Annotated in this window: 11 protein-coding genes; 5 read left to right on the forward strand and 6 right to left on the reverse strand. The window is 70.5% G+C overall.

Annotated elements, in window-relative coordinates:
- Positions 1-114: 114 nt before the first annotated feature.
- Positions 115-906, reverse strand: a complete 792-nt coding sequence (locus QH470_RS29350; RefSeq protein ID WP_280275603.1) for a hypothetical protein — start codon at positions 904-906, stop codon at positions 115-117.
- 166 nt (positions 907-1072) lie between these two features.
- Here QH470_RS29350 and QH470_RS29355 point away from each other — a divergent pair, with 166 nt between their 5' ends.
- From QH470_RS29355 to QH470_RS29375, 5 genes are all read left to right on the forward strand, one after another.
- Positions 1073-2341 (forward strand): sensor histidine kinase, encoded by a 1269-nt coding sequence (locus QH470_RS29355; RefSeq protein WP_425302810.1) that lies wholly within the window; start codon positions 1073-1075, stop codon positions 2339-2341.
- Positions 2342-2496: 155 nt separating this feature from the next.
- Positions 2497-3156 (forward strand): response regulator, encoded by a 660-nt coding sequence (locus QH470_RS29360; protein WP_195102117.1) that lies wholly within the window; start codon positions 2497-2499, stop codon positions 3154-3156.
- Between the two features lie 49 nt (positions 3157-3205).
- Positions 3206-4951 (forward strand): serine/threonine-protein kinase, encoded by a 1746-nt coding sequence (locus QH470_RS29365; protein ID WP_280275605.1) that lies wholly within the window; start codon positions 3206-3208, stop codon positions 4949-4951.
- Positions 4952-5037: 86 nt separating this feature from the next.
- Entirely contained in the window at positions 5038-5658 is a 621-nt protein-coding gene (locus QH470_RS29370) for a TetR/AcrR family transcriptional regulator (protein ID WP_280275606.1), read from the forward strand.
- A complete protein-coding gene (locus tag QH470_RS29375; RefSeq protein WP_280275607.1) occupies positions 5655-6449 on the forward strand; it encodes an NAD(P)H-binding protein in 795 nt (264 codons plus the stop codon). Before QH470_RS29370 ends, QH470_RS29375 begins: the two co-directional genes overlap by 4 nt.
- An 8-nt stretch (positions 6450-6457) precedes the next feature.
- Here the strand turns inward: QH470_RS29375 and QH470_RS29380 are convergent, their stop codons facing one another.
- The 5 genes from QH470_RS29380 to QH470_RS29400 all read right to left on the reverse strand — a co-directional run bounded on the left by QH470_RS29380 (position 6458) and on the right by QH470_RS29400 (position 11767).
- Positions 6458-6634, reverse strand: coding sequence for a hypothetical protein (locus tag QH470_RS29380; protein ID WP_280275608.1), 177 nt, complete (start codon positions 6632-6634; stop codon positions 6458-6460).
- Between the two features lie 110 nt (positions 6635-6744).
- Positions 6745-7776, reverse strand: a complete 1032-nt coding sequence (locus QH470_RS29385; RefSeq protein WP_280275609.1) for an ATP-dependent 6-phosphofructokinase — start codon at positions 7774-7776, stop codon at positions 6745-6747.
- 67 nt (positions 7777-7843) lie between these two features.
- Positions 7844-8683 (reverse strand): serine hydrolase, encoded by an 840-nt coding sequence (locus tag QH470_RS29390; RefSeq protein ID WP_280275610.1) that lies wholly within the window; start codon positions 8681-8683, stop codon positions 7844-7846.
- A 269-nt stretch (positions 8684-8952) separates the two neighbouring features.
- Positions 8953-9894 carry a serine hydrolase gene (locus QH470_RS29395; protein ID WP_280275611.1) on the reverse strand — a complete coding sequence of 314 codons (942 nt, stop codon included), beginning with the start codon at positions 9892-9894 and terminating at the stop codon, positions 8953-8955.
- Positions 9884-11767 (reverse strand): hypothetical protein, encoded by a 1884-nt coding sequence (locus QH470_RS29400; protein WP_280275612.1) that lies wholly within the window; start codon positions 11765-11767, stop codon positions 9884-9886. Before QH470_RS29400 ends, QH470_RS29395 begins: the two co-directional genes overlap by 11 nt.
- Positions 11768-12239 lie beyond the last annotated feature (472 nt).

Consider the following 12239-nt stretch of genomic DNA (forward strand, 5'->3'; position numbering starts at 1 on the left):
GGCCGTGCGGGCGCTCGGAATGTGGCCGGATGATCGGCCGCCGCGAGCCGCCCGGGCTCACGGGTGTATGCGGCCGTGTGTGTCGGTGCCACCCGGTGCGGGACGTGCCCGCGGTCAGTACGCAATCCGCGGCCTCCGGCGCAGCAGTACTGCCGCGGTGACGCCGCGACGGCGCAGTCTGCGGATGCCCAGGATCAGCGCGAGCAGGGCGACGACGCCCCCGGCCACCGGAGCTACCACCTGGTGACCTACCTCGGCGCCGGACAGTTCGGCGCCGAACATGTACTCCGGCACGGGCGTCGCGTAGTTCTGGCGACGCGAGTTGAGATCCACGGCGGTGGTGGCGACGCCCGCGAGGACCTCGCACCGAGTCCTGTCGAGCGGCTCCGAATGGTTGCCGCAGGCGGCGTACATGCGGTGTTCGAGGGCGGCGTCGACGGCCTGGCGGGCCCACGGGCCGAGCGGCTGGCGCTCCTGTTCGGCGTAGCGGAGCAGGTCGTAGCCGAGGTCGTGGGCCTTGCACGCCGTCTCGAAATCCGGAGGCAGCGGGATCGGCGAGGAGCAGCCACCACTGGGGTCGATCAGCAAGCCTTCCGCTACCACGGGTCGGTAGCCCCGCTGTGCCGGGAAGTCGTCGGGGATCGCCGCCTCCCAGGGGCGGTCGCTGGTCAGTTCGGTCACCGCTGTCCGTGCCGCCGCGCTCTCGGGGGTGGGGTGCGAGATGGCGGCGGCGGCCGCCGGGGCGAACGCAACGGTCGAACCCGCCACCATCGCGACCACGCCCGCGGCTCCCGCCAGCCGCCGTAGCCGTCCGGATCTGCCGGGCGGTGTGCCCGCATCCCGCGCATTCGACGAGCCGGCGATCGACTCGGCGCGGGATGGGTGGTCCTGCGTTGCATCGCTCATGACAGCCTAGGTTATGGACAGGCGCCTCACCCGTCCTCACGCCGGGGATAGATTCGGCGGCCGCAGCCGTGGGGGAGGGCCGCGGGCGGCTCGTACCGGGGTAGGGGGTGCGAATTCACCCGGGGGTATGACGACGCAGGTCGAGCGGATTTCTACTGTCATAGGCATGGCTCGGATGGCGCGGACGGCGCGGCTTGTGACTGGAACGGCACGCGACCCCCGACGGTTGCGACTCGCCTTCGACGGGTTCACCGCGTTGGTCACCGCGATCCTGTTCGCCGTGGCGTGGCCGACGCTGCATCTCACCCATCAGGTGCCGGCGGCGGCGCAGCCGTTCATCGCGGGGCTGGCGGCCGTGCCGTTCGCGCTCGTGCGCGTGAATCCGGCGCTCGGCTGGGCGATCTCCGCGGGTTCCGCGCTGGTGATCGCGCTGGCCATCCCCAACCAGCCGGGCAATACGCTGCCGTTCCAGGTCGTGCACATCCTGGTGTTGTTCACGCTGCTGTTCGCGGTGGCGGTGCGGGCGCAGATGCAGATCGTCGCGGTGGCGTGGCTGTTCTCGTCGCTACTGTTCGCGACCAGCATGGCCCGCACCGGCGACGCGGCGTTCGGGTGGCCCATCGCGATGTCGGGGCTGGTGGTGTTCGGTCTGCTGGTGCGCTGGCTGGCCCTGTCGCGCCGGGCGCTGGTGCGGCAGGAGGAGGAGAACGAACTCGAACGCGCTCGCCGGGCGATCCTGGAGGAGAAGGCGCGCATCGCACGCGACCTGCACGACGTGGTCGCCCACCACATGTCGATGGTGGTGGTGCAGGCACAGACGGCGCCGTACCGGGTCACCGACGTGTCGCCCGCGGCGCAGGTGGAGTTCGAATCCATCGGCGCTTCCGCGCGCGAGGCGCTCAACGAGATCCGCAGCATGCTCGGCGTGCTGCGCAGCGACGGGCAGCTGCCCGAGCACGCGCCGCAACCCGCGGCCGCGGACGTGCTGACCGTGCTGGACGGCGCCCGCCGGGCGGGTGTGTCGATCGAATGGGCCATCGACGGCGAACTGGCGACCATCCCCGACACCGCCGGGCTGGCACTCTATCGGATCGTGCAGGAGTCGGTGTCCAATGCCTCGCGTCACGCCGCGGGCGCCGTCGTGCGCGTCGCGATCACGGTCGGCCCGGGGGTCGCGGAGATCGTCGTCGGCAACGCGCCGGGGACGAGCGCGGCGAGCGGCACCTCCGGCACCGGCATCGCGGGCATGCAGGCCCGCGCCGAGGCGATCGGCGGCGTGCTGACCGCGGGGCCGCGCCCGGACGGCGGGTTCGAGGTGCGAGCGGTACTCCCGTTCGGCGCGGAGAGCGCCATCGCCCCGTCCCCCGCACCGGCGTTGGGAACGTCCGCGCACCAAGCGCTCAGTCCTTTCACCACACCGACCGATCGGTCCTGAGGTCCGCCCGCTCCTGCCGGTGCGGCGGTTCGGTCCGCCGCGTGCGAAACTCGTGGCGATGTTCACCTATCTTCCGGCGATCGGAATGGCGGCCCGCCGCATGTGCCAGGCCGCCGGGTCGCTGCCGATCGCCCGATTCAGCTGAGGTCCGTTCCGTGCCGATTACCGTGTTGATCGCCGACGATCAGGCGATGGTGCGGCAGGGCTTCGGTGCCCTGCTCGCCGCCCAGTCCGACATCAGCGTCATAGGGGACGCGGCGAACGGCAAGGCCGCCGTCGACGAGGCCAAGCGGCTGCGCCCCGATGTCGTGCTGATGGACGTGCGCATGCCGGAGATGAACGGCCTCGACGCCGCACGGGCGATCCTGGCCGCGAACTTCGATCCTCCCGTCCGGGTGCTGATGCTGACAACCTTCGACATCGACGACTACGTCTACGAGGCACTGAGCCTGGGCGCCAGCGGATTCCTGCTCAAGGACGCGCCCGCCGAGGAACTGGTGCGCGCGGTGCGGGTGGTCGCGGACGGGCAGGCGCTGCTGGCGCCGACGGTGACCCGGCGGCTCATCGCCGATGTCACCCGCCGCCGGGCTCGGCCCAAGCCGACGCCCGCGCTGGACGCCCTCACCCCGCGCGAGCGCGAGGTGCTGGAACTCATCGCGAAGGGCATGTCCAACACCGAGATCGCCGAGGCCCTGTTCGTCGCCGAGCAGACCGTGAAAACCCATGTCTCCAAGGTGTTCTCGAAGCTGGAGCTGCGCGACCGCGCGCAGGCGGTGGTGCTGGCCTACGAATCCGGCCTGGTCACGCCCGGCTGACGGGGCAGGTAGGATCCCGGCTCGTACCTCGCAGGAAGGGGATCGCCAGGTGTTCAGCAGCGGTGACGTGTTCGCCGGGTTCTCCATCGAGCGTCTCCTCGGGCAGGGCGGGATGGGGTCGGTGTACCTCGCGCGCCACCCGCGCCTGCAGCGCCTCACGGCCCTGAAGCTGCTGAATCGGGAACTGTTCGCCGACGCCGAGATTCGCGCGCGGTTCGAGCGCGAGGCCGACCTGGCCGCGCAGCTGGACCACCCGAACATCGTCGCCGTCTACGACCGCGGCGTCGAGGACGAGCAGCTGTGGATCAGCATGCAGTACGTCGACGGCGTGGACGCGGCGACGGTGCACCCGCATTCGCTTCCGCCGGAGCGCGCGGTGCAGATCATCGAGGGCGTCGCGGCCGCGCTGGACTACGCGCACGGCAACGGCGTCCTGCACCGGGACGTGAAGCCCGCCAACATCATGCTGGCCCGCTCCGTCGGCGGCAAGGGTGAGCGAGTGTTCCTCACCGACTTCGGCATCGCGCGGCTGCGGGAGGATTCCCAGCATCTCACCCAGGCCGGGATGTTCACCGCCACCCTCGCCTACGCGTCACCGGAGCAGATGACCGGCGCCGAGCTGGATCACGGATCGGACCAGTACTCCCTGGCCTGCGCGCTGTACTGGCTGCTCACCGCGACCGGGCCCTTCGATTCCGAGGACCCAGGCGAGGTGATCCACGGGCATTTGCAGCTGCCGGTGCCGCCCGCCAGCGTGCGCCGCGTCGGGTTGTCGCCGGCCATGGACGTGGTGATCGCCAAGGCGATGGCCAAGCGGCCGCGCGAAAGATTCGCCAGCTGTTCGGAATTCGCGGCCGCCGCCCGGCACGCGCTGACCGCTCCCGTGCCCGTCGGGCCGACGACGGGCCAGCTCCCCGTCGTGGGGGTGCCGCCCGCGGTGGTGGCGAATCCGCCGGTCCCGCAGGCGTATCCGGCCGTCGTGCCGGTGGGTGCGCCGATCAATACGGGTGCCGTGGCGGCGGGCCCGGCCGCTGTCGCCGCCGCGGTGCCGCCCGGTCCTCCGGCTCCGCCGCCGCCGAGCGCGGCACCGGCGGCACCGGGGTATGTGCCGCGACCGGCGCCCTATCCGCCGTCCCGGCGCTCGTCCGGCGTGATGGGCTGGCTCATTCTCGTGGTGGTGCTGCTCGTCGCGGTGCTGGCGGTCGTCATCGGTGTCGTCGCCTCCGGTGACGACGATTCGGAGATAGACGGTTTCGACACCACCACGCCCCCGCGGGTGTCCGACCCGGTGCAGGGTCTGCAGGCGATGCATGCCGCTTTCCCGCGACTGGTTCCCGATCTTCCGCCCGGCGACAGCGCCGGTAACGGCGTCGGCTTCGGCGGCAAGGTGTGTTACGCGACGAGAGCCGGGAACCCGCTGGTCCAGCACAACGAGGGCCAACCGCTGCTGGGCAACTGGATCGCCGCGTGGGACTGCTGGGCGGGCGACGAGGAGCAGCCGGACTACGCGCTGCTCGCCTACGGGTCGCCCGCGGATGCGTACACCGTCCTCGCGCGCCTGCCCCCCAACCGAAAACTGGTGGAGCAGAACAGCGGCAGCCAGTACACCAACCACCGCTGGAACACCCCCGAAGACCAGCCGCGCACCACCTACTACGTCACGACCTCCTTCGAGAACGACCCCGAGCGCTCGCACTACCTGTTGTTCTGCAGCGACGACTACTGGCCGTCGACGCCACGCGGCCTGTCCGCCCCCGCCTTCACCGACTGGTGGAAGTCCCTGCCGCTCAGGTGATCCGAGGCACCCGAACCCATCACCGGTAATCATCCACATGTCTAACTCAATTACCCAAATGTAAAATTACTTGCTACGCTGCCCGAGTGCCAGCGCATCGGACCCCCGACCCCGCCGCCCGTCGGCGCGACGCCGACCGCACCCGGCGCTGCCTGCTCGACGCCGCGTTCGACGAGTTCTCGGCGCGCGGCTTCGCCGGGGCGCGAGTGAGTGCGATCGCCGACCGCGCCGGTGTCAACAAGCAGCTGATCACCTACTACTTCGGCGGCAAGGCCGGGCTGTACCAGGCGCTGCAACAGCAGTGGCTGGACCGCGAGGCCGACTTCGCCGATCCCGAGCTGCCCATCGGCGAGCTGGCCGTCCGGTATCTGGGGCAACTGCTCGCGGACCCGCGCGGCGTCCGGCTGCTGATGTGGCGCGGGCTGTCCGATCAGGCGCCGCCCCCGCCCTCGGTGGCGCAGGACGATATCGCCGACACCGAACGCCGTCAGCGGCGCGGTGAGATCGCCGCCGACATCGACCCCGCCGCTTTCCATTTGGCGCTGCAGGGCATGGTCATGGCCCCGGTGCTACTGCCCGGGATGGTCGCCGATCTGTTCGGGATCGACCCGCAGACACCGGAATTCGAGCAGCGCTACGCGGAACAGCTGCGCCGCATCCTCGCTCACCTCGCAGCACCGAAAACCGAAGAAAGAGAACAACGATGAGTATCCTCGTCACGGGCGCCCGCGGCAGTGTCGGCCGCACCGTCATCGAGAAACTGCTCGCCGCCGGAGAATCGGTGCGCGCGGCCAGTTCCCAGCCCGGCGACACATCGCTGCCGCCCGGGGTGGAGGTGGTCGGGTTCGATCCGGCCGACCCCGCCGCCGCCCTCGACGGGGTGGACCGGGTATTCCTGTACGCCGCCGACCGAGGGCTCGAGGAATTCGCCCGCGCCGCGAAAGACAGTGGTGTGCAACGCATCACGCTGCTGTCCTCGATCGCCGCGACCGAGCCCGGTAACCCGATCGGCGATCGTCACCTCGCGGCCGAGCGCCCCCTCCAGGACGCCGGACTGCCGCTGACCATCCTGCGTCCCGGCGCCTTCGCCACCAACTGGCGCTGGTGGGCGCCCTCGATCAAGTCCGAAAGCGTTGTGCGGCTGCCCTTTCCGGAGGTCCAGCAGAACTCCATCCACGAGGCCGACCTCGCCGACGCGGCGGTCACCGCGCTCACCGAACCCGGACACGAGGGCAAGATCTATCCGCTGACCGGCCCGGAATCGCTGTCGCTGCGCCGCATGGTCGGGATCTTGAGCGCCGCGCTCGGTCGGCCGCTGCGGCTCGAGCAGGTCAGCTACGAGCAGGCGGCCGAGTTCCTCTACAAGCCGGTGCTCGACCTGTGGGCCGAGGTCGGCGACGCACCCGCGCCGGTCGGCCCCACCTCCGAATCCGTCACCGGAAGGCCCGCACGCACATTCGCCCAGTGGGCGGCCGACCACGTCGCCGACTTCGAGTAGCGCTCGCTTCAGGGGGTCGCACGTTCGTCGAGGATCATGTGCCCGCCATCGACGAGGATCTGCCTGGCACGCCTGCGCACCCGGCAGTCGTCGACGGTGCAGCACATGTGGATCTGCATCGCCTCGTGCGCTTGATCGGGTGACAGCGGACCGGGATCTACAGTGCAGTCGAAGAGGAACATCATGGTGGCTACCAGCGTTCTTCGCGGAAAGGCCGGGTGGGGATCCAATCCGGGTAAGCGTATCCAGGTTCGCGGCACCGCGTGAGCGGTACCGGGTTACCCGGAGTCGACGCTCAGCCGAAGAACGCCGCCGCTTCCTCGTGCCGGTCCGCCGGTACCAGCTTCAGCTGCTTGGTCGCCTCCGCCAGCGGCACCAGTTCGATCTGGGTGCCCTGCAGCGCCACCATCTGCCCGAACTGCCCGTCGTGCACGGCCTCGGTGGCGTGCACGCCGAACCGGGTCGCCAGCACCCGGTCGAACGCGGTCGGTTTGCCGCCGCGCTGCACGTGCCCGAGCACGGTGGTGCGCACCTCCTTGCCGATGCGGCGCTCGATCTCGACGCCCAGCTGGTGCGCGACTCCGGTGAAGCGCTCGTGGCCGTACTCGTCGACGCCGCCCTCGCGCAGGTGGAACGAACCCTCCGTCGGCTTGGCGCCCTCGGCCACCACGCAGATGAAATGCGAATCCCCGCGCTGGAAGCGGCGTTTGATCATGGTGCACACCTCGTCCACGTCGAAGGGCACCTCGGGGACCAGCGTGAGATGCGCTCCGGAGGCGATGCCGGAGTTCATCGCGATCCATCCGGCGTGCCGGCCCATCACCTCCACCAGCATCACGCGCTGATGCGATTCGGCGGTGGTGTGCAGCCGGTCGATGGCGTCGGTGGCGATGGTGATCGCGGTGTCGTGACCGAACGTGGTGTCGGTGCAGTCGATGTCGTTGTCGATGGTCTTGGGCACGCCCACCACCGGGACGCCTTCGTCGGCGAGCCAGCTGGCGGCGGTCAGCGTGCCCTCGCCGCCGATCGGGATGAGAGCCTCGATGCCGTTGTCGTCGAGGGTCTGTTTGACCCGGCCGAGGCCGGCGCGCAACACGTCGGGATTGGTGCGCGCGGTGCCGAGCATGGTGCCGCCCTTGGTGAGCAGCCGGTCGGTGCGGTCGTCGTTCTGGATCTGGATCTTGCGATCCTCGAGTAGGCCGCGCCAACCGTCCTGAAAACCGACGATCGCGTCGCCGTAGCGGCCGTTCGCGGTGCGAACGACTGCCCGGATGACCGCGTTCAAGCCTGGGCAGTCCCCGCCTCCGGTCAAGACTCCGATGCGCATGCCCGCTATCTTGCCGGGCGCACCGCGGCAGCGCAGCCCCGGCCCCGTGAACCCTCGGTTACAGTGCTCAGCGCCCGGCGGGGCACTGCCCGGCGGGCAGTTCACCGAGATGCTTGCCGACCAGCGCGCCCAGCTTGTTCAGGATCTGCGTGCCGTCCTCGAATCCGCCCGAATTGGCTTGCGCCGCAAAGGCGATCGCCATCTGCCCGGACGGCGTCGTCACCAACCCGAACTGGCGGACCAGGTAGCTGCCGCTCGCATCCGGACCCCAGCCGCCCTTGTACTCGGCGTTGTCCAGGCGACCGATGCCCCACTGCTGGCCCCACACCACCTTGCCCATCAGGCCGACGACGGTCTCGGCGTCGGGCAGGCAGGGGAGCCGGGAGGCGAATCGCACCTGGTCGGCCAGTGACCACTCGGCCTGCCCGAAGGCGGAGTACTCCGCGCGGCTGCGCGTCGAGGGCACCTCGGTGGTGGTGTCGCCGCCCTCGCGCAGCACCGCCTCCACGGCCTGCGCCGCCTTGTCCGGCGCGCCGAGCGACTGCCACAGGCCGTCGGCGGCGCTGTTGTCGGATTCGGTGATGGCCGCGGACATCTGATAAGTGCCGGTGTTGCCGTTGGTGCGCAGCACCGCCAGTGTCAGCGGCACTTTCATCGTCGACCAGGCCGGACCCGAGGTCCAGTCGCCCATGGACGTCATCCGCTCACCGCCCACCGGCATCAGGGCGATACCGGCGTGGCCGCCCAGCGCCGGCTGGAGGTCCTTGAAGTCGGCGGCCAGCGTGCCGGGCAGCGCCACCATCGCGCCGATAGTGGCGTTGGCGGGGCGCGTTGCCGTGGTGAGCGGGTCGGTATCGGTCGGGGAGGAGCAGGCGGCGGCGCCCAGGATCAGCGCGCCGCACAGCACCGCGGTCAGTCGTCGGCGAATTCCCCCGGCGCGCGGTGATATTCGCCCGGTGCTCGTCGTCCCTGCACCGAAAATGCCTGGCAGTGGGCATTTTTCGGCCCGACCGGAACGGCCGTCCGGACGCCTGTGTGCTGCGTCCACCGGTTCACCTCCACCATCACGGGGCGGCCCGCCACCCGGACACCCGTCAGTCGAGGCATTGTGTGCTTTCCGGGCGCAGCGGTCAAATGCCGCAACTCACGGTGTCGCATATGCGACGGCGGGCCCGCTCACTTCCGGCATTCGCCGCCGCCCAGTTCGCGGATGTGTTTGGCCAGCAAGGCGGCCATCTTGTCGAGCATCGCGGTGCCGTCCTCGAACGTGCCCGAATCCGGCTGTGCGGCAAAGGCCACCGCCAACTGCCCGGACCAGGTGGGGACGAGGCCGAACTGGCGGACCAGGTACGCGCCGGTCTCGTCGTCAGGTCCCCAGCCGCCTTTGTACTCGGCGCCGACGAACGCGCCCAGGCCCCAGGACTGGCTCGAGGTGATCTCACCCATCAGGTCCACCACCCGCGCCGCCTGGTGCAGGCACGGCAGGCGGCTGGCGAAGCGGACCTGGTTGAGCAGCGTCCACACGGTCGCGCCGAAGGCCAGCGGGTCGTCGACCGTCTCGCGCGCCTCCGGATTGTGCCGATCGGCGACATCGGTTGTGGTGTCCCCGGATTCGCGCAGTACGGCTTCTACCGCTTCGGCCGCTCGATCGCCGCCGCCGATGGCGTCCCAGAGTTGCTGGGCCGCTTCGTTGTCCGACGCGGTGATCGCCGCCGACGCGGTGTCGAACATGCCGTCCGGATCATTGCGCAATGCCGCCAGCGCCAGCGGGACCTTGATGGTCGACCAGGCGATGCCGGTGGTCCAGTTGCCGAGGGTGATGACGCGGTCGCCACCGACCGGCATCACGGCCAAGCCCATGGTGCCCGGCAATTCGGCCTGGAGCGCGGCGAATTCGTTGGCCAGCGAGTTCGGGACGGCGCGGTCGTCACCGATGCGATGCGGTGCGGGCTGCTGCGCCGCCTCGTTCACGGTCGGGGCCGCGATCACGACCGGCTCCTCGTCCACCGGAATCGGCGCACCGGCGTGCGCCGTGCACGCCGAGATCGTCGCCGTCGACACCGCCAGCAGCGCCCACCGAAACCCTTTGCGCCGGAAACACTTCACCTCAGTAGACATACACCACCGCGTTCTCGCCACCGGTACAGGTGATAACCCGGCCCGACGGTGAGCAGTTCATCGTGTACGACCGGCCGGTGACCGGACTGACCGCGACCACGGAGGTCGGTGTGCCGGAACCGGATTCCGCCTCCGCGGCGTAGGCCGCGCGGACCGCCTCGGCGAACGCGCACGACGTGACCGACGTGCCCGTCGCCGATTTCGCGTACTTGCCCTGCGAGCGGGTAGCGCCCTGGCACTCGGTGGCGCCGGCGGGCACGGCCGCGGTGGTGGTCGTGGTGGACGTGCCGCTGCTCGGGGCGGTCTGCGGAGGCGGTTGGGAGACAGGGACATTCGAGTCGGCCGGGCCCGAGGCCACCGACGGGGCGGAACTGCCCGGCTTGCTCACGAACCTCCAGCCGACGGTCGCCGCCACCGCCGCGAAGGCCACCGCCAGCACGCAGAGCACGATCGGCAGGACGATGGAGCGCTTGCGGGAGCCGCCGTAGCCGTCGTCGTACTCGGGTGCGGCACGGTCGTAGTCGGAGTGGGGGCCGAAGGCGTAGTCGTATTCCTCGTACTCGTCGCCGTAGGCCTGGGGGTGCCGGTAGTCGTCGTCGGGGTGGCGGTAATTCGCGTCGGATCTGGTGTATGCGGAGTGTGCGTAGGCGTCGGGTTGGGGGTAGTTGCCGTCAGGGCGGGGGTGGTTGCCGCCGGGGTCTGAGTAGTCGTCGCCGGGTCCGGCGTAGTTGGCCTCGGTGGGGGCGTAGGGGTCGTCGGTGTATGCGTCGTTGCCGCGGGGGTAGGTGCTATCGGGGCCGGGGTAATCGGCTTCGGTCCGGGTGTAGTCGCCCTCGGATCCGGGGTAGGCGTCGTTGGATCGGGTGTAGGCGTCGCTGGGTCGGGTGTATGCGTCGTCGCGTTCGGCGTATGGGTCGTTGCCGCGGGGGAAAGTGTCGTCAGTGCCGGGGTAGTCGGTCTCGGTCCGGGTGTAGTCGGTCTCGGGTCCGGCGTAGGTGCCGTCGGCCCGGGCGTAATGGTCGTCGGATCGAACGTAGTTGTCGTCGGGTCCGGCATGGGGGTCGTCGGGCCGGGCGTAGAGGTCGTCCGGCCCGGCGTGGGCCTCGTCGGACCGGGCATAGGTGTTGTCGGATTCGGCGTGGCCGTCGTCGGGCCGGGCATAGGCGTTGTCGGGTCCGGCATGGGCCTCGCCGAGCCGGGCATAGGTGTTGTCGGATTCGGCGTAGGCCTCGCCGGGCCGAGCGTAAGCGTTGCCAGGTCCGGCGTGGGCGTCGTCGGGCCGAGCGTAAGCGTTGCCAGGTCCGGTGTGAGTGTCGATGCGCCGGGTGTAGTCGGGTTCGGGTCCGGCGTAGTCGTCGGTCTCGTGTAGTGGGTAGGCGCTCGCGGGCTCGATGTACTCGCCGCTGGGTTCGGGGTCGGCTGGCGTGGGGTGAGCGGATTTCCCCGCTAATGGGGTGAATTCGAACTCGCCCGGGCGCACCTGCGTCGGGTCCGTCGGGCGGATCACCGGGAGGTCTCCGGAGGTGTCGCGATCCCGGTCCGGGTCGGCGGGTGGAATGATGCGCAGGGTCCCCGTGGTCGGGAACCCGGTGGCGGGGGAACGGCGTCCGGCGTCCTCGCCCGGTTGCGAGCGGCGTTGTGTACCAGCGGTTTCGGGGCTCGCGGGACCGGCGGGACGCCGCTGCGGCAGACCCGTCGCAGATTCCTCCGCTCCGGCCCGCATGACGGTGGTGGACTGCCCGGCCGGTGGCGACGCCTCGCTGTCGGGAGTGAGAGCCGGGCCGCGCGGCGGGAACCTGGCGGGAATGGTGGGGCCCTCCGGCCCGAAGGGCTGGAACAAATTCGGTTCCCGAGCCGGTGTGGTGGGTTCCATTCCGGCTCCGCCCGTGGCGGTCCCGGCAGTGCGGCCGTCCGGGTTTCCGGTAGCAGAGCTGGCCGGGTTACCGAAGGCCGTGCCAGCCGGGTCGTCGGTAGCGGTGCCTGCCAAGTTTCCGGCACTGGAGCTGGCCGGGTTTCCGGCGGTGGTGTCGGTCAAGTTCCCGGCGGCGGTCCCGGCCGCTCCGGCAGTGCGGCCGGCCGGGGTACCCGGGGCAGAGCTGGCCGGGTTTCCGGTAGTGCGGCTGGCGGGGTTTCCGGGAGTAGAGCTGGCGTGGTTTCCGGCTGAGCGGTCGGACGGGTTTACGGGAGATGAGCGGGCAGGGTTTCCGGAAGAGGGGGCGGGGGCCCCGCCACGGGTTTGCTACACCTCCGCGCCCCCCCCCCATGGGGCGCGCCCCTCGCTCGTCCGTGAGTGGCCGCGCACAAACCGTCGCCGTCATTCGGCGCGCTTTGGCCGGGATCCACAC

It is taken from the genome of Nocardia wallacei (assembly GCF_029868745.1).
Taxonomy (GTDB): Bacteria; Actinomycetota; Actinomycetes; order Mycobacteriales; family Mycobacteriaceae; genus Nocardia; species Nocardia wallacei_B.

Coding starts and splice junctions, on each gene's coding strand:
- QH470_RS29375 (WP_280275607.1), top strand. CDS start 5,655: ATGAGTATCCTCGTCACGGGCGCCCGCGGCAGTGTCGGCCGCACCGTC.
- QH470_RS29395 (WP_280275611.1), bottom strand. CDS start 9,894: ATGTCTACTGAGGTGAAGTGTTTCCGGCGCAAAGGGTTTCGGTGGGCG.
- QH470_RS29355 (WP_425302810.1), top strand. CDS start 1,073: ATGGCTCGGATGGCGCGGACGGCGCGGCTTGTGACTGGAACGGCACGC.
- QH470_RS29385 (WP_280275609.1), bottom strand. CDS start 7,776: ATGCGCATCGGAGTCTTGACCGGAGGCGGGGACTGCCCAGGCTTGAAC.
- QH470_RS29380 (WP_280275608.1), bottom strand. CDS start 6,634: ATGATGTTCCTCTTCGACTGCACTGTAGATCCCGGTCCGCTGTCACCC.
- QH470_RS29400 (WP_280275612.1), bottom strand. CDS start 11,767: ATGGAACCCACCACACCGGCTCGGGAACCGAATTTGTTCCAGCCCTTC.
- QH470_RS29350 (WP_280275603.1), bottom strand. CDS start 906: ATGAGCGATGCAACGCAGGACCACCCATCCCGCGCCGAGTCGATCGCC.